Origin of the sequence: Klebsiella sp. K4 (genome assembly GCF_014596785.2) — a bacterium.
GTDB classification, from domain to species: Bacteria; Pseudomonadota; Gammaproteobacteria; order Enterobacterales; family Enterobacteriaceae; genus Klebsiella; species Klebsiella pneumoniae.
In genome coordinates, this window is record NZ_CP115021.1 from 338,477 (window position 1) to 355,818 (window position 17,342).

Annotated in this window: 13 protein-coding genes; 11 read left to right on the forward strand and 2 right to left on the reverse strand. The window is 58.7% G+C overall.

Features of this window, described 5'->3' with window-relative positions:
- Positions 1-8: 8 nt before the first annotated feature.
- From gntR to gntU, 3 genes are all read left to right on the forward strand, one after another.
- The gene (gene gntR / locus IB144_RS01590) at positions 9-1,004 is read left to right on the forward strand and encodes a gluconate operon transcriptional repressor GntR (protein WP_002920777.1); all 996 of its coding nucleotides are present in this window, start codon (positions 9-11) and stop codon (positions 1,002-1,004) included.
- Positions 1,005-1,184: 180 nt separating this feature from the next.
- Positions 1,185-1,715 carry a gluconokinase gene (gntK, locus tag IB144_RS01595; protein WP_002920775.1) on the forward strand — a complete coding sequence of 177 codons (531 nt, stop codon included), beginning with the start codon at positions 1,185-1,187 and terminating at the stop codon, positions 1,713-1,715.
- Entirely contained in the window at positions 1,715-3,055 is a 1,341-nt protein-coding gene (gene gntU / locus IB144_RS01600) for a gluconate transporter (protein ID WP_065888628.1), read from the forward strand. The genes gntK and gntU overlap by 1 nt, the downstream gene beginning before the upstream one ends.
- On the opposite strand, the gene IB144_RS01605 is transcribed toward gntU, so the two are convergent.
- Positions 3,052-3,414 (reverse strand): hypothetical protein, encoded by a 363-nt coding sequence (locus tag IB144_RS01605; RefSeq protein ID WP_020325126.1) that lies wholly within the window; start codon positions 3,412-3,414, stop codon positions 3,052-3,054. The two genes, gntU and IB144_RS01605, sit on opposite strands and share 4 nt — an antisense overlap.
- A gap of 103 nt (positions 3,415-3,517) precedes the next feature.
- Here IB144_RS01605 and asd point away from each other — a divergent pair, with 103 nt between their 5' ends.
- The 6 genes from asd to glgP all read left to right on the forward strand — a co-directional run bounded on the left by asd (position 3,518) and on the right by glgP (position 14,296).
- On the forward strand, positions 3,518-4,624 hold the full coding sequence (gene asd, locus IB144_RS01610; RefSeq protein ID WP_002920570.1) for an aspartate-semialdehyde dehydrogenase: 1,107 nt from the start codon (positions 3,518-3,520) through the stop codon (positions 4,622-4,624).
- 238 nt (positions 4,625-4,862) lie between these two features.
- Positions 4,863-7,049, forward strand: a complete 2,187-nt coding sequence (glgB, locus tag IB144_RS01615; protein ID WP_004150069.1) for a 1,4-alpha-glucan branching enzyme — start codon at positions 4,863-4,865, stop codon at positions 7,047-7,049.
- Positions 7,046-9,022, forward strand: a complete 1,977-nt coding sequence (glgX, locus tag IB144_RS01620) for a glycogen debranching protein GlgX (RefSeq protein WP_004174015.1) — start codon at positions 7,046-7,048, stop codon at positions 9,020-9,022. Before glgB ends, glgX begins: the two co-directional genes overlap by 4 nt.
- 80 nt (positions 9,023-9,102) lie before the next feature.
- On the forward strand, positions 9,103-10,398 hold the full coding sequence (gene glgC, locus IB144_RS01625) for a glucose-1-phosphate adenylyltransferase (RefSeq protein ID WP_002920566.1): 1,296 nt from the start codon (positions 9,103-9,105) through the stop codon (positions 10,396-10,398).
- On the forward strand, positions 10,398-11,831 hold the full coding sequence (gene glgA / locus IB144_RS01630; RefSeq protein ID WP_002920564.1) for a glycogen synthase GlgA: 1,434 nt from the start codon (positions 10,398-10,400) through the stop codon (positions 11,829-11,831). Before glgC ends, glgA begins: the two co-directional genes overlap by 1 nt.
- A 17-nt stretch (positions 11,832-11,848) precedes the next feature.
- A complete protein-coding gene (glgP, locus tag IB144_RS01635; RefSeq protein WP_002920561.1) occupies positions 11,849-14,296 on the forward strand; it encodes a glycogen phosphorylase in 2,448 nt (815 codons plus the stop codon).
- 88 nt (positions 14,297-14,384) lie between these two features.
- Here glgP and glpD read toward each other — a convergent pair whose 3' ends face one another.
- Positions 14,385-15,893 carry a glycerol-3-phosphate dehydrogenase gene (glpD, locus tag IB144_RS01640; protein ID WP_032418308.1) on the reverse strand — a complete coding sequence of 503 codons (1,509 nt, stop codon included), beginning with the start codon at positions 15,891-15,893 and terminating at the stop codon, positions 14,385-14,387.
- Positions 15,894-16,097: 204 nt separating this feature from the next.
- Here glpD and glpE point away from each other — a divergent pair, with 204 nt between their 5' ends.
- Together glpE and glpG are read left to right on the forward strand one after the other, a co-directional pair.
- Entirely contained in the window at positions 16,098-16,427 is a 330-nt protein-coding gene (gene glpE / locus IB144_RS01645) for a thiosulfate sulfurtransferase GlpE (protein ID WP_002920552.1), read from the forward strand.
- A 50-nt stretch (positions 16,428-16,477) separates the two neighbouring features.
- Positions 16,478-17,308: a rhomboid family intramembrane serine protease GlpG gene (gene glpG, locus IB144_RS01650; protein ID WP_004151408.1), complete on the forward strand. Its 831-nt coding sequence runs from the start codon at positions 16,478-16,480 to the stop codon at positions 17,306-17,308.
- Positions 17,309-17,342 lie beyond the last annotated feature (34 nt).

Below are 17,342 nucleotides of genomic sequence, written 5' to 3' on the forward strand. Positions count from 1 at the left end.
TCAGGACGATGAAAAAGAAAAGACCCGTACTTCAGGATGTAGCCGATCTTGTCGGCGTGACCAAAATGACGGTCAGTCGCTATTTACGCAACCCGGAGCAGGTCTCCGAAGCGCTGCGTGGCAAGATTGCCGTTGCCCTCGATGAACTGGGTTATATTCCCAATCGCGCCCCTGACATTCTTTCCAACGCCACCAGCCGCGCCATCGGCGTGCTGCTGCCGTCGTTAACCAATCAGGTCTTTTCGGAAGTACTGCGCGGTATCGAAAGCGTCACCGACGCCTTCGGCTATCAAACCATGCTGGCGCACTACGGCTATAAGCCGGAAATGGAAGAGAAACGCCTCGAATCGATGCTCTCCTGGAACATTGATGGCCTGATCCTCACCGAACGCACCCATACGCCGCGCACCCTGAAGATGATCGAAGTCGCCGGCATTCCGGTGGTGGAGCTGATGGACAGCCGGTCGCCGTGTCTCGATATTGCCGTCGGGTTTGATAACTTTGAAGCCGCCCGGCAGATGACCGCGGCGATCATCGCCCGCGGCCACCGCCATGTCGCCTATCTGGGGGCGCGTCTTGATGAACGTACTATCATCAAACAGAAGGGGTACGAGCAGGCGATGCTTGACGCCGGGATGACGCCCTACAGCGTGATGGTGGAACAATCCTCGTCCTATTCTTCGGGGATTGAGCTGATGCGCCAGGCGCGCCGCGAATATCCGCAGCTCGACGGCATTTTCTGCACCAACGATGACCTCGCGGTCGGCGCGGCGTTCGAGTGCCAGCGTCTGGGGCTGAAGATCCCCGATGATATGGCGATCGCCGGGTTCCACGGCCATGATATCGGCCAGGTGATGGAGCCGCGGCTGGCCAGCGTCCTGACCCCGCGCGAGCGAATGGGGCGCATCGGCGCCGAACGGCTGCTGGCGCGCATTCGTGGTGAAGCGATTACCCCTAAGATGTTAGATTTAGGTTTCACATTGTCACCGGGCGGATCAATTTAAACTGACAAGTTTGAAGTAGATCACACATATTCACATCTGGCACGAATGGATATTGCTTCTCCACAGGTCCGGCATGACAATGTTACCGATAACAGTTACCCGTAACAATTAACCGATACGCCGCCTTCGCGCTGGATGAGTCAGCCCCGGCGCGGCGTACCAGTCCAGTGGGAGGACGCTTTGAGCACGACTAACCATGATCACCACGTCTATGTCCTGATGGGCGTTTCCGGCAGCGGAAAATCCGCTGTCGCCAGCGAAGTGGCGCATCAACTGCATGCCGCGTTTCTTGACGGCGACTTTCTCCATCCGCGCAGCAATATCACCAAGATGGCCTCCGGCGAGCCGCTCAACGATGACGACCGCACGCCGTGGCTGCAGGCGCTAAATGACGCCGCGTTCGCCATGCAGCGTACCAACAAGGTGTCGCTGATCGTCTGCTCGGCGCTGAAGAAGAGCTATCGCGACATTCTGCGCAAGGGCAACCCGAACCTCTCCTTCATCTACCTGAAAGGCGATTTCGACGTGATCGAAAGCCGTCTGAAGGCGCGTAAAGGGCACTTCTTTAAAACCCAAATGTTGGTGACGCAGTTTGAAACGCTGCAGGAACCAGGCGCCGACGAGAGCGATGTGCTTATCGTCGATATCGACCAGCCGCTGGAAGGCGTGGTGGCCAGCACCATCGAGGTGATCAACAAAGGCAGTCACTAGTGAGTACTTTAACGCTTGTTTTAACAGCAGTCGGCTCGGTATTGCTGCTGCTGTTTTTAGTCATGAAGGCGCGAATGCACGCCTTCGTGGCTTTGATGGTGGTTTCTATTGGCGCCGGTCTCTTCTCCGGCATGCCGCTGGATAAAATCGCGGCGACGATGGAGAAAGGGATGGGCGGTACGCTGGGCTTCCTGGCGATCGTCGTCGCGCTCGGCGCGATGTTCGGTAAGATCCTGCATGAAACGGGGGCGGTCGATCAGATTGCCGTCAAGATGCTCAAATCCCTTGGCCACAATCGCGCGCACTATGCGATTGGTCTCGCCGGTCTCATCTGCGCGCTGCCGCTGTTCTTCGAAGTGGCGATCGTACTGCTGATTAGCGTCGCCTTCTCGATGGCGCGCCATACCGGTACTAACCTCGTGAAGCTGGTGATCCCGCTGTTTGCCGGCGTTGCCGCCGCCGCGGCGTTTCTGTTGCCTGGACCGGCGCCGATGCTGCTGGCGTCGCAAATGCACGCCGACTTTGGCTGGATGATCCTGATTGGCCTGTGCGCGGCCATTCCGGGGATGATTATCGCCGGTCCGCTATGGGGCAACTTCATCAGCCGCTACGTCGAATTACATATTCCTGACGACGTCACGGAACCGCATCTCGGCGAAGGCAAGATGCCCTCCTTCGGCTTCAGCCTGGCGCTGATCCTGCTGCCGCTGGTGCTGGTTGGCCTGAAAACCATCGCCGCGCGCTTTGTGCCGGTGGGTTCCACTGCCTACGAATGGTTCGAGTTTATCGGCCACCCGTTCACCGCGATCCTGGTGGCCTGCCTGGTGGCGATTTACGGTCTGGCGGTACGTCAGGGAATGGCGAAAGACCGGGTGATGGAGATTTGCGGCCACGCGCTGCAGCCGGCCGGGATTATTCTGCTGGTGATCGGGGCTGGCGGCGTCTTCAAGCAGGTGCTGGTTGACTCAGGCGTTGGCCCGGCGCTTGGTGAAGCGCTGACCGGAATGGGGCTGCCGATCGCTATTACCTGCTTCGTACTGGCGGCGGCGGTGCGTATCATTCAGGGCTCTGCCACCGTGGCGTGCCTGACGGCGGTCGGCCTGGTGATGCCGGTGATTGAGCAGCTGAACTACAGCGGCGCGCAGATGGCGGCATTGTCTATCTGTATCGCCGGCGGCTCGATTGTGGTAAGCCACGTGAACGACGCCGGCTTCTGGCTGTTTGGTAAATTTACCGGCGCCAGTGAAGCCCAGACGCTGAAGACCTGGACCATGATGGAAACCATCCTTGGCACCACCGGGGCGATTGTCGGTATGATCGCCTTCCAGCTGCTGAGCTAAGCCCGCTCATCTCCCGCTCGCGGGAAATAAAAAGCCAGGGTAACGCTGCTTACCCTGGCTTCTTTGCAATAAGCCGCCCTTTTTCCCTCTTTTCCTTGCCAGCTATTGGCCCTTATTAGCGCTACGACGATGCTCGTATCCCTCGTCAGCCCTTGCTGTGACTGGGTTTGTCGCTTTTTTTTGGCAAGCGGAAAAGCACCAGATTTCACGCTTAATCCATAATCAGGATCAATAAAATAGCGACGGAAAATATTCCATTCCCCGGGGGATTTCCCCGATAATCGTTGCGCTTTTGACGACGACCAGCGACGGTGGACAATGTGCAGGATAAGTTGCTTTTCTGATTGTTCAGCAATCATTGATTAATTTCACTTGCGACTTTAGCTGCATTTTGTAAGGTGAGGGATAATCCAGTTGGAAACTGGCCAGGCACAAACAGCACACACCTCGCAGGAATACGTTATGAAAAATGTTGGTTTTATCGGCTGGCGCGGAATGGTCGGCTCTGTCCTCATGCAACGCATGGTTGAAGAGCGCGATTTCGACGCCATTCGCCCGGTGTTCTTCTCTACCTCCCAGCTGGGACAGCCAGCGCCGTCATTCGGCGGTAGCACCGGTGGCACGCTGCAGGATGCGTTCGATCTGGACGCTCTGAAGGCGCTGGACATTATTGTCACGTGCCAGGGCGGCGATTACACCAACGAGATTTACCCGAAGCTGCGCGCAAGCGGCTGGCAGGGTTACTGGATTGACGCGGCTTCTTCGCTGCGCATGAAGGACGATGCGATCATTATCCTCGACCCGGTTAACCAGGATGTGATCACCGCCGGCCTGAACAACGGCGTGAAAACCTTTGTCGGCGGCAACTGCACCGTCAGCCTGATGCTGATGTCCCTCGGCGGCCTGTTTGCTCAGGATCTGGTGGAGTGGGTCAGCGTGGCGACGTACCAGGCGGCTTCCGGCGGCGGCGCGCGTCATATGCGCGAGCTGCTGAGCCAGATGGGGCAACTGCATAATCATGTGGCCGCGGAGCTGGCGGACCCGGCTTCCGCCATCCTGGATATTGAGCGCAAAGTGACGTCGCTGACCCGCAGCGGCGAGCTGCCGGTCGATAACTTTGGCGTACCGCTGGCGGGCAGCCTGATCCCGTGGATCGACAAACAGCTGGATAACGGTCAGAGCCGCGAAGAGTGGAAAGGCCAGGCGGAGACCAACAAGATCCTCGCCACCTCGTCCGTTATCCCGGTAGACGGCCTCTGCGTTCGCGTTGGCGCGCTGCGCTGCCACAGCCAGGCGTTTACCATCAAGCTGAAGAAAGATGTTTCTATCCCGACCGTTGAGGAGCTGCTGGCCGCGCACAACCCGTGGGCCAAAGTGGTACCGAACGATCGTGAGATTACCATGCGCGAGCTGACCCCAGCCGCGGTGACGGGCACCCTGACCACCCCGGTAGGACGCCTGCGTAAACTGAATATGGGGCCGGAGTATCTATCGGCCTTTACCGTTGGCGACCAGCTGCTGTGGGGCGCCGCGGAGCCGCTGCGCCGGATGCTTCGCCAGCTGGCGTAAGCCCAGGATGAACAGAAAGGGGGTCTTCAAGCCCCCTTTTTTTTTGCGTAATACAAGGAGTAAACGCGGATGTTAGATTTTTCCCCACGGAGGTAACTCAGCCTTGGCTATGCTTTAAGTAAGGAATTCCTTACCTGAAGGTGGGACGGAGCAGGAGGATGCTGAGAGCACTGCGCCGTTCAGGTCAAAAAAAGTCGCCAGTTACAGGAATGAGCGACACTTACAACAGGATGAAAGCATGTCTAATCATATTGATAGAGACGTGATTAATGCGCTAATCGCCGGTCATTTCGCGGATCCCTTTTCCGTGCTCGGCATGCACCGTACTGACGCCGGGCTGGAAGTGCGCGCATTATTACCCGATGCCACCGACGTGTGGGTTATTGAACCGAAAACCGGACGCAAAGTCGGCAAGCTCGAATGTCTCGACTCGCGTGGTTTCTTCAGCGGCGTCCTGCCGCGGCGTAAAAATGCTTTTCGCTATCAGCTGGCCGTCACCTGGCACGGGCAGCAGAATCTGATCGATGACCCTTATCGCTTTGGTCCGCTGTTGCAGGACCTTGACGTCTGGCTGCTGTCGGAAGGGACCCACCTGCGCCCTTACGAAACGCTGGGCGCGCACGCTGCCACCATGGACGGCGTCACCGGTACCCGTTTCTCGGTGTGGGCGCCGAACGCCCGCCGCGTATCGGTGGTGGGGCAGTTTAACTACTGGGATGGCCGTCGCCACCCGATGCGATTCCGCAAAGAGTCCGGGATCTGGGAGCTGTTCGTTCCCGGCGCGCACAATGGCCAGCTGTATAAATTCGAACTGATTGACGCCCACGGCAATCTGCGGGTCAAAGCCGACCCTTACGCCTTTGAGTCGCAAATGCGTCCGGAAAGCGCCTCGCTTATCTGCGACCTGCCGCCCAAAGTGGAACAGCCAGCGGACCGCAGAGCGGCGAACCAGTTTGATGCCCCGATCTCTATCTATGAAGTGCATCTCGGCTCCTGGCGCCGTCATACCGATAATAATTTCTGGCTGAGCTACCGCGAGCTGGCCGACCAGCTGGTGCCCTATGCGAAATGGATGGGCTTCACCCATCTCGAACTATTGCCGGTTAACGAGCACCCGTTCGACGGCAGCTGGGGCTATCAACCCACCGGGCTCTATGCGCCGACCCGCCGCTTCGGCACCCGCGACGATTTCCGTTACTTTATCAATGCTGCGCACGCCGCCGGGCTGAACGTCATTCTTGACTGGGTGCCCGGCCACTTCCCGGCGGATGATTTTGCCCTTGCCTCGTTTGACGGCACTTCGCTGTATGAGCACAGCGATCCGCGCGAGGGGTATCACCAGGACTGGAATACCCTGATCTACAACTACGGACGTCGGGAAGTCAGCAACTACCTGGTGGGTAACGCGCTGTACTGGATCGAACGCTTCGGCATCGATGCGCTGCGGGTCGACGCGGTGGCCTCGATGATCTATCGCGATTACAGCCGCAAGGCGGGAGAGTGGATCCCCAACGAATACGGCGGGCGGGAGAATCTGGAAGCCATTGAGTTTCTGCGCAACACCAACCGCATCCTTGGCGAACAGACGCCGGGCGCGGTCACCATGGCGGAAGAGTCCACCGATTTTGCCGGGGTGACCCGTCCGCCAGCCGGCGGCGGCCTCGGTTTCTGGTTCAAATGGAACCTCGGCTGGATGCACGACACCCTGGATTACATGAAGCTCGATCCGGTGCATCGCCGCTACCATCACGACAAAATGACCTTCGGCATGCTCTACAACTACACCGAGAATTTTGTGCTGCCGCTCTCCCACGATGAAGTGGTGCACGGCAAAAAATCGATTCTCGACCGCATGCCGGGCGATGCCTGGCAGAAGTTCGCCAACCTGCGCGCCTACTACGGCTGGCTGTTCGCCTTCCCGGGGAAAAAGCTGCTGTTTATGGGCAATGAGTTCGCTCAGGGCCGCGAGTGGAACCATGACGTTAGCCTCGACTGGCATCTGCTGGAGGGCGGCGACAACTGGCACCACGGCGTCCAGCGGCTGGTGCGCGACCTGAACCATACCTACCGTCATCATAAAGCGCTGCACGAGCTGGATTTTGACCCCTACGGCTTCGAATGGCTGGTGGTCGACGACCATGAGCGCTCGGTGTTTGTCTTTGTACGCCGTGACCGGGCTGGCAACGAGATTATCGTCGCCAGCAACTTCACGCCGGTGCCGCGCCACGACTACCGCTTCGGCATTAACCAGCCGGGCCGCTGGCGCGAGGCGCTAAATACCGACTCCATGCACTATCACGGCAGCAATCAGGGCAATGGCGGCGTGGTGGAAAGCGACGCTATCGCCAGTCATGGCCGCGAGCATTCGCTGTCGCTGACCCTGCCCCCGCTGGCGACGATCTGGCTGGTCCGGGAGGCGCAATGACCTCACTCGCGGCAGGCAAACCTGCGCCATTGGGCGCCAGCTATGACGGCAAGGGGGTGAATTTCGCCCTCTTCTCCGCCCATGCGGAGCGAGTGGAGCTGTGCGTATTCGACGAGCAGGGCAACGAGCAACGCTTCGATCTCCCGGCGCGCAGCGGCGATATCTGGCACGGCTGGCTGGCCGCCGCCGGGCCGGGCCTGCGCTACGGCTATCGGGTACATGGTCCCTGGGACCCGGCGCAGGGGCACCGCTTTAACCCGGCCAAGCTGTTGATCGATCCCAGCGCCCACAGGGTCGAGGGCGATCTGCCTGACGATGAGCGCCTGCACGGCGGCATGTGGCAGCCCGATCGCCGCGACAGCGCCGCGGTCGCGCCAAAATCGCAGGTGGTGGATCTGCGCTATGACTGGCGTGGCGATAAACCGCCGCGTACCCCATGGGGGGAAACGGTGATTTATGAAGCGCACGTGAAAGGGCTCACCTTGCTTAATCCGCAGCTACCGGAAGCCATTCGCGGAACCTATAAAGCGCTGGGCCACCCGGCGATGATCGCTTACTTCAAATCGCTGGGCATCAGCGCCCTTGAGCTGTTGCCGGTGGCGCAGTTCGCCAGCGAGCCGCGACTGCAGCGGATGGGGTTAAGCAACTACTGGGGCTACAACCCGTTGGCGTGGTTCGCGCTGGATCCGCGCTACGCCAGCGACCCGGATCGCGCCCTCGATGAGTTTCGCGATGCGGTTAAGGCGCTGCACGCCGCCGGTATCGAAGTGATTCTGGATATCGTGCTCAACCATAGTGCGGAAATCGATCTCGAAGGGCCCACCGTCTCCCTGCGCGGAATCGACAACCGTAGCTATTATTGGGTAAGGGAGGATGGCGATTATCACAACTGGACCGGGTGCGGTAATACGCTCAATCTTAGCCACCCCGGCGTGGTGGAGTGGGCGCGCCAGTGTTTGCGCTTTTGGGTGGATGAGTGCCATGTCGACGGCTTTCGCTTCGACCTCGCCTCAGTGATGGGGCGGACGCCGGAATTCCGCCAGGATGCGCCGCTGTTCGAGGCTATCCGCCGCGACAGCGTGCTGTCGCAGGTGAAACTGATTGCGGAACCTTGGGATATCGGCCCGGGCGGCTATCAGGTGGGTAATTTCCCACCGCTGTTCGCTGAATGGAATGACCATTTTCGCGATAGCGCCCGACGCTTCTGGCTACAGCAAAATGTCTCCCTGGGGGATTTTGCGCAACGTTTCGCGGCCTCCAGCGATCTCTTTGCCCGCGATGGCAAGCCGCCATCGGCGACGGTCAACCTGGTGACGGCCCACGATGGCTTCACGCTGCGCGACTGCGTTTGTTTCAATCAGAAACACAATGAGGCAAACGGGGAGGAGAATCGCGATGGGACTAACAATAACTACAGCAACAATCATGGTATAGAAGGATTAGAAGCGAATTTTGCGGTGATTGAACGGCGGCGCGCCAGCGCGCATGCGCTGCTGACGACGCTGCTGCTGGCTCAGGGGACGCCAATGCTGCTGGCGGGCGATGAACAGGGCCACAGCCAGCACGGTAACAATAATGCTTACTGCCAGGACAACGCCCTGACGTGGCTGGACTGGCGCCAGGCGAACCCGGGATTAACCGCCTTTACCGCGGCGCTGATCCACCTGCGGCGTCGTATTCCGGCGCTCACCCGCAACCGCTGGTGGCAGGAGGGGGATGGCAACGTCCGCTGGCTTAATCGCAACGCCCAGCCCCTGACTGCCGCGGAGTGGCAGCAGGGGGCCGCGTGTATGCAGATCCAGTTGTCGGATCGCTGGCTGCTCACGCTGAACGCCACCGCAGAGGTGGTGGATATGGTTTTACCCGAGGGGGAATGGCGCGCCGTTCCTCCATTCGCCGGAGAGGATAATCCGGTCATCATGGCTGTCTGGCATGGGCCCGCGCACGGAGTGTGCGTATTTCAAAGGTCGTAAGCCCTGAAGCTTTCGGTTGGACCCGTGGCGGCGGCGCGGCGGGATGAGCTGGAAAGCGGGGGTGTAAAAAGGAGTTAATCATGGTTAGGCTTGAAAAAAACGATCCGCTGATGCTGGCGCGTCAATTACCCATCAAATCCGTGGCGTTGATCCTCGCGGGCGGGCGTGGCACCCGGCTGAAGGATCTCACCATTAAGCGTGCGAAACCTGCCGTTCACTTTGGCGGCAAGTTCCGTATTATCGATTTCGCATTATCTAACTGCATTAACTCAGGGATCCGCCGCATCGGCGTTATTACCCAGTATCAGTCGCACACGCTGGTGCAGCACATCCAGCGCGGCTGGTCGTTCTTCAGCGAAGAGATGAACGAGTTTGTCGATCTGCTGCCGGCTCAGCAGCGCGTGCATGGCGAAAATTGGTATCGCGGCACGGCGGATGCGGTGACGCAGAACCTGGATATCATCAGCCGCTACAAGGCCGAGTACGTGGTGATCCTCGCGGGCGACCATATTTATAAGCAGGACTACTCGCGCATGCTGATCGACCATGTCGAAAAAGGGGCGCGTTGCACCGTGGCCTGCATGCCGGTGCCCATTGAAGAGGCATCCGCCTTCGGCGTCATGGCGGTCGACGAAAACGAAAAAATCATTGAGTTTGTCGAGAAACCCGCCAACCCGCCGGCGATGCCGACCGACCCGACCAAATCGCTGGCCAGCATGGGCATTTATGTCTTTGACGCCGCCTATCTTTATGAGCTGCTGGAAGAAGACGATCGCAACGAGAACTCCAGCCACGATTTCGGCAAAGACATCATTCCGAAGATCACCGAAGCTGGCATGGCTTATGCACATCCTTTCCCGCTCTCCTGCGTGCAGTCCGACCCGAACGCCGAACCTTACTGGCGCGACGTGGGGACGCTGGAAGCCTACTGGAAGGCTAACCTCGATCTGGCGTCAGTCACGCCGGAGCTGGATATGTACGACCAGAACTGGCCGATCCGCACCCATATGGAATCGCTGCCGCCGGCGAAGTTCGTGCAGGACCGCTCCGGTAGCCACGGCATGACCCTGAACTCGCTGGTTTCCGGGGGGTGCATTATCTCCGGGTCGGTGGTGGTGCAGTCGGTGCTGTTCCCGCGCGTGCGGGTGAATTCGTTCTGTAACATTGATTCGGCAGTCTTGTTGCCAGATGTCTGGGTGGGGCGCTCATGCCGCCTGCGTCGCTGCGTGATTGACCGCGCCTGTGTTATCCCGGAAGGAATGGTGATTGGTGAGAATGCGGAAGAGGATGCACGCCGCTTCTATCGCTCAGAGGAAGGTATCGTGCTGGTGACCCGCGACATGCTGCGGAAATTAGGGCACAAACAGGAGCGCTAATGCAGGTCTTACATGTATGTTCTGAGATGTTCCCGCTGTTAAAGACGGGCGGTCTGGCGGACGTCATCGGCGCACTGCCGGCGGCGCAAATCGCGGAGGGTATCGATACGCGCGTGCTGTTGCCGGCGTTTCCCGATATCCGTCGCGGCGTGGTGGATGCCCAGGTGGTGACCCGCCGGGATACCTTCGCCGGGCGGATCACGCTGCTGTACGGCCACTTTAACGGCGTGGGGATCTACCTGATAGACGCCCCGCATCTCTATGACCGTCCGGGGAGCCCTTACCACGATACCAACCAGCACGCTTATCCCGACAACGTCCTGCGCTTTGCGCTGCTGGGCTGGGTGGGAAGTGAAATGGCCAGCGGACTGGATCCGTTCTGGCGCCCGGATGTGGTGCATGCCCATGACTGGCACGCCGGCCTGACGCCGGCCTACCTGGCGGCGCGCGGACGCCCGGCTAAATCGGTGTTTACCGTGCACAACCTGGCGTACCAGGGGATGTTTTACTCCTGGCATATGAATGACATTGAGCTGCCTTGGTCGTTCTATAACATGCATGGCCTCGAGTTTAACGGGCAGATCTCGTTTCTCAAGGCCGGCCTCTACTACGCCGACCATATTACGGCGGTGAGCCCGACCTACGCGCGCGAGATCACCGAGCCGCAGTACGCCTACGGCATGGAGGGGCTGCTGCGCCAGCGCCATCATGAAGGTCGGCTGTCGGGAATTCTCAACGGCGTTGACGACGGTATCTGGAGCCCGCAAAACGATCTGCTGCTGCCGATGCGCTACGATCGCGACACGCTGGAGGAGAAGGCGGAGAACAAGCGTCAGCTGCAGATTGCCATGGGCCTGAAGGTCGATGATAAAGCGCCGTTGTTTGCCGTCGTCAGCCGTCTTACCAGCCAGAAAGGGCTGGACCTGGTGCTTGAAGCGCTGCCGGGTCTGCTTGAGCAGGGCGGCCAGCTGGCGCTACTGGGCGCCGGCGATCCGGTGCTGCAGGAAGGTTTCCTCGCCGCCGCCGCCGAACACCCGGGCAAAGTGGGTGTGCAGATTGGCTACCATGAGGCCTTCTCCCACCGCATTATGGGCGGCGCCGACGTCATTCTGGTCCCGAGCCGCTTTGAACCCTGCGGCCTGACCCAGCTGTATGGTCTGAAGTACGGGACGCTGCCGCTGGTGCGCCGCACCGGCGGTCTGGCGGACACCGTCGCTGACAGTTCGCTGGAGAATCTGGCCGATGGTCTGGCGACAGGGTTTGTCTTTGAGGACAGCAATGCGCTGTCATTGCTGCGCGCTATCCGTCGCGCCTTTGTCCTCTGGTCGCGCCCGTCGCTCTGGCGCTACGTGCAGCGTCAGGCGATGAATATGGATTTTAGCTGGCAGGTTGCCGCGAACTCCTATCGCGAACTTTATCAACGCTTGATGTAACCACTGGAGTCATTGTTATGAATGTACCCTTTAGCTATGCATCACCGACGCTGAGCGTTGAGGCGTTAAAGCATTCTATTGCCTATAAACTGATGTTTATCATCGGTAAAGATCCGGCCATCGCCAACAAGCATGAATGGCTTAACGCCACGCTGTTTGCCGTTCGCGATCGCATGGTGGAGCGCTGGCTGCGCTCCAACCGCGCGCAGCTCTCCCAGGAAGTGCGCCAGGTGTACTATCTGTCGATGGAGTTTCTGATCGGCCGCACCCTCTCGAATGCGCTGCTGTCGCTGGGCATTTATGACGATGTGAGCAGCGCGCTGGCGGAGATGGGGCTCGATCTCGAAGAGCTGATCGATGAAGAGAATGACCCCGGGCTTGGCAACGGCGGTCTGGGCCGCCTGGCGGCTTGCTTCCTTGACTCCCTGGCGGCGCTGGGTCTGCCGGGACGCGGTTACGGCATCCGCTACGACTACGGGATGTTTAAACAGAATATTGTCGATGGCCGACAAAAAGAGTCTCCTGACTACTGGCTGGAGTACGGTAACCCGTGGGAGTTTGAGCGCCACAACACCCGCTATAAAGTGCGCTTCGGCGGCCGCATTCAGCAGGAAGGAAAGAAAACCCGCTGGATTGAGACGGAGGAGATCATTGCGGAAGCCTACGACCAGATCATCCCCGGCTTTGACACCGACGCCACCAACACGCTGCGTCTGTGGAGCGCGCAGGCCAGCAGCGAAATTAACCTCGGTAAATTCAACCAGGGCGACTACTTCGCCGCGGTAGAGGATAAAAACCACTCCGAAAACGTCTCCCGCGTGCTCTATCCGGACGACTCGACCTACTCCGGCCGCGAGCTGCGCCTGCGCCAGGAGTATTTCCTCGTGTCGGCCACGGTGCAGGATATCCTGAGTCGCCATTACATGTTGCATAAGACCTATGACAACCTGGCGGACAAGATTGCCATTCACCTGAATGACACCCACCCGGTGCTGTCGATACCGGAGCTGATGCGTCTGCTTATCGACGAACATAAGTTCAGCTGGGACGAGGCGTTCGAGGTGACCTGTCAGGTCTTCTCCTATACCAACCACACCCTGATGAGCGAAGCGCTCGAGACCTGGCCGGTGGATATGCTGGGTAAAATTCTGCCGCGCCATCTGCAAATTATCTTCGAGATTAACGACTATTTCCTCAAGACCTTGCAGGAGCAGTATCCGAACGATACCGACCTCCTCAGCCGCACCTCGATTATCGACGAGTCTAACGGCCGCCGTGTGCGGATGGCCTGGCTGGCGGTAGTGGTCAGCCACAAGGTCAACGGGGTGTCCGAGCTGCATTCCCGACTGATGGTGGAGTCACTGTTTGCCGAATTCGCCAAAATCTTCCCAATGCGCTTTATCAACGTGACCAACGGTGTGACGCCGCGCCGCTGGCTGGCGCTGGCCAACCCGCCGCTGTCGAAAGTGCTGGATGAGCATATCGGCCGCACCTGGCGGACCGATCTGAGTCAGCTTGATGAGCTGAAACAGCATATCGACTACCCGATGGTCAATCAGGCGGTGCGTCAGGCCAAGTTTGAGAACAAACAGCGGCTGGCCAGCTATATTGCTCAACAGCTCAATGTGGTGGTCAATCCGAAGGCGCTGTTTGATGTGCAGATCAAACGTATCCATGAATACAAACGGCAGCTAATGAATGTGCTGCACGTCATCACCCGCTATAACCGGATCAAGGCCGATCCGCAGGCCGAGTGGGTGCCGCGGGTGAATATTTTCGCCGGTAAGGCGGCCTCGGCCTACTATATGGCCAAGCACATTATTCACCTGATCAACGATGTGGCGGCGGTGATCAATAACGATCCGCAGATTGGCGACAAGCTGAAGGTCGTCTTTATCCCCAACTACAGCGTTAGTCTGGCGCAGCTGATCATTCCGGCGGCAGATCTGTCGGAACAGATCTCCCTCGCAGGCACTGAAGCTTCCGGCACCAGTAATATGAAGTTTGCCCTTAACGGCGCGCTGACTATCGGCACCCTTGATGGGGCAAACGTGGAGATGCAGGAGCACGTGGGGGAAGAGAATATCTTTATCTTCGGCAACACCGCGGAAGAGGTGGAGGAGCTGCGTCGCAGCGGCTATAAACCACGCGAATACTACGAGCAGGATGAAGAGCTTCACCAGGCGCTGACGCAGATCGGTACCGGCGTCTTCAGCCCGGCGGAACCGGGGCGCTACCGCGACCTGCTGGATTCGCTGATTAACTTTGGCGACCACTACCAGGTTCTGGCGGACTATCGTAGCTATGTGGACTGCCAGGATCGCGTCGACGAGCTGTATCAAAACCCGGAAGAGTGGGCTTATAAGGCAATGTTGAATATTGCCAACATGGGCTACTTCTCTTCTGACCGGACGATCCAGGAGTACGCGAAATATATCTGGCATATCGACCCGGTAAGGCTGTAAGCCAGTCAACGCAACACAACGGGGCCATTTGACCCCGTTGTTTGATTATTGCGGTTGAACCTGGCCTCAGGCGTTTCCGCCGGCAGCGTTACGACGCTAACGACAGTTCAGACTTTCCCGCATGCTGCGCCAGCCATTCGCTGATGCGCGCCTGCTGCTCGGCAGTCAGCCACATGCCCTGTTTGGTACGACGCCAGATGGCGTCATCCAGGCTGCGCACCCACTCGTGCTCCACCAGATATTTCAGCTCGGCTTCATAAAACTCGTGGCCGAAATCTTCCCCGAGATCGCTCAGGGCGCTGGCTTCCTTCAGGATCCACTCGCTGTTGCTCCCGTAGGTGCGAGCATAATGGCGGGCCAGTGATTCACTGATGAACGGGAAGCGACGGCGCAGTTTTGCCGCGTAGTCGTCGCGGTCGCCGCCGATATCGCCGCCGGGGAGCACCGCGGTTTTGGTCCATGCCGGGCCGATCCCTTTGTAATAGGGGCTCAGTTTTTCCAGTGCATGCTCGGCCAGTTTGCGATAGGTGGTCAGCTTGCCGCCGAAGACGGACAGCAGCGGCGCCTGACCGTTTTCATCGTGAATATCCAGGGTATAGTCGCGGGTAATGGCCTGCGGCGAATCCGACTCGTCGTCGCACAGCGGACGGACGCCGGAGTAGGTCCAGACGATATCGTCCCGGCTGAGGGTCTTTTTAAAGTGCGCGTTATAGACGTTCAGCAGATAGTTGATCTCTTTATCATCAATGGCCACCGCTTTCGGATCGCCCTTATACTCGACGTCCGTCGTGCCGATGATAGAGAACTCATCCATCCACGGAATAACAAACACTATGCGTTTATCTTCGTTCTGCAGAATATAAGCCTGTTTCTGGGTATGCACCCGCGGCACCACGATGTGGCTGCCCTTGATCAGACGGATGCCGTAAGGCGAGCGCAGATGCATCCCTTCGTCGAAGAACTGTTTGACCCATGGGCCGGTGGCATTGACCAGGCCGCGCGCCTTCCAGGTAAACTTCTCACCGCTATCAATATCTTCCGCTTCCACCACCCACAGGCCATTCTCACGTTTCGCCGAGATAGCGCGGGTGCGGGTACGCACTTCGCCGCCTTTGCGGACGACCATCTGCGCGTTGGCCAGCACCAGGCGGGCATCGTCGACCCAGCAGTCGGAATATTCGAAACCGCGCACAATTTCCGGTTTAAGTACCGATTCTGCGCCAAAACGCAACCCGGTGGATCCCGGGAGGCTGGTGCGTTTGCCCAGATGATCGTACATAAACAAGCCGATACGGATCATCCATGCCGGGCGCAGATGCGGGCGATGCGGTAGGCGAAAGCGCATCGGGAAGGCGATATGCGGGGCCATTTTTAACAGCACTTCACGCTCGGCCAGCGCTTCGCTGACCAGACGGAACTCATAGTGTTCGAGGTAGCGTAGCCCGCCGTGGATCAGTTTGGAACTGGCGCTGGAGGTGGCGCAGGCGAGATCGCGCGCTTCCAGCATCAGTACGGATAAACCACGCCCGGCGGCATCTGCCGCGATACCGGCACCGTTGATGCCTCCGCCTATCACAATCAGATCTTTGGTTTCCACGTTCTTACCCTCTCACACTTTCGTTTAAGCTCATAAATGCTCGATATCGCTCACTATAGCAAACAAACGCGCTTTTGGTAACATCAAAAAAACATTTTGAAGTGATGGGTGTAACATATTGGCGTTTCTTTACCGCCTGACGGTACACTACAGGGTAAAATTGGGCCGGCCATCGCCCGTCATGACAAGAAAGAGAAGAGAATCATGGAACAGTTTGAATGCATCAATGTTGAAGAAGCGCACCAGAAACTGCATCAGCAGACGGCGGTACTGGTCGATATCCGCGATCCGCAAAGCTATGCGATGGGTCATACGCCGGGCGCGTTTCATCTGACCAACGATACGCTGGGCGCGTTTATGCGTGACAACGACTTTGACACGGCGGTGATGGTGATGTGCTATCACGGCAACAGCAGCAAGGGCGCCGCGCAATATCTGCTGCAGCAGGGGTTTGATAAGGTCTATAGCGTTGACGGCGGGTTCGACGCCTGGCATCGCCATTTCCCGGCGGAAGTGGCGCGCGGGACGTTTTAACGACTGGCAGGTATACTATCCCCCTTTGTGTGGAATAAGCGATTCGCTGCATGTTAATGATTACCTCTTTTGCCAACCCGCGGGTGGCCCAGGCGTTTGTCGATTATATGGCGACGCAGGGGATTATCCTGACCATCCAGCAGCATACCCAGAGCGACGTCTGGCTGGCTGATGAGAGTCAGGCCGGGCGCGTCAGGGCTGAGCTGGCGCGTTTTCTCGAAAACCCGGCGGACCCGCGCTATCTTGCGGCGAGCTGGCAGTCCGGACAGACCAATAGCGGGTTGCGCTATCAGCGCTTTCCTTTCTTTGCCACGCTGCGGCATAACGCCGGTCCGTTCACCTGGGCGATTCTGCTGATCTGCATCGCGGTGTTCATCCTGCAAAATCTGCTGGGCGATCAGCCGGTGATGATTTGGCTGGCCTGGCCCTACGATCCTTCGCTGCAGTTCGAAGCCTGGCGCTATTTCAGCCATGCTTTCATGCATTTCTCGCTGATGCATATTCTCTTCAACCTGCTATGGTGGTGGTATCTTGGCGGCGCGGTGGAAAAGCGCATCGGCAGCGGCAAGCTGGTGGTGATCACCGTCATCAGCGCTCTGCTGAGCGGCTTCGTGCAGCACCAGTTTAGCGGCCCGTGGTTTGGTGGCTTGTCGGGCGTGGTCTACGCGCTGATGGGCTACGTCTGGCTGCGGGGCGAGCGCGATCCGCAGAGCGGTATTTATCTGCAGCGCGGGTTGATACTCTTCTCTTTAGTGTGGTTAATTGCTGGCTGGTTTGACGTTTTCGGCATGGCGATCGCCAACGGCGCGCACGTGGCTGGTCTGGCGACCGGCCTGGCGATGGCGTTTGTTGATACCTTACATGGGCGAAAACGCGCATAAAGACTTACCGACAGGGGTCGGGTAGGCGACATTT

What these genes read in the sequence shown, in the direction of transcription:
- gntR (WP_002920777.1), top strand. Translation starts at nt 9, where the DNA reads ATGAAAAAGAAAAGACCCGTACTTCAGGATGTAGCCGATCTTGTCGGC.
- IB144_RS01605 (WP_020325126.1), bottom strand. Translation starts at nt 3,414, where the DNA reads ATGATTGCTGAACAATCAGAAAAGCAACTTATCCTGCACATTGTCCAC.
- asd (WP_002920570.1), top strand. Translation starts at nt 3,518, where the DNA reads ATGAAAAATGTTGGTTTTATCGGCTGGCGCGGAATGGTCGGCTCTGTC.
- glgB (WP_004150069.1), top strand. Translation starts at nt 4,863, where the DNA reads ATGTCTAATCATATTGATAGAGACGTGATTAATGCGCTAATCGCCGGT.
- glgX (WP_004174015.1), top strand. Translation starts at nt 7,046, where the DNA reads ATGACCTCACTCGCGGCAGGCAAACCTGCGCCATTGGGCGCCAGCTAT.
- glgC (WP_002920566.1), top strand. Translation starts at nt 9,103, where the DNA reads ATGGTTAGGCTTGAAAAAAACGATCCGCTGATGCTGGCGCGTCAATTA.
- glgA (WP_002920564.1), top strand. Translation starts at nt 10,398, where the DNA reads ATGCAGGTCTTACATGTATGTTCTGAGATGTTCCCGCTGTTAAAGACG.
- glgP (WP_002920561.1), top strand. Translation starts at nt 11,849, where the DNA reads ATGAATGTACCCTTTAGCTATGCATCACCGACGCTGAGCGTTGAGGCG.
- glpE (WP_002920552.1), top strand. Translation starts at nt 16,098, where the DNA reads ATGGAACAGTTTGAATGCATCAATGTTGAAGAAGCGCACCAGAAACTG.
- glpG (WP_004151408.1), top strand. Translation starts at nt 16,478, where the DNA reads ATGTTAATGATTACCTCTTTTGCCAACCCGCGGGTGGCCCAGGCGTTT.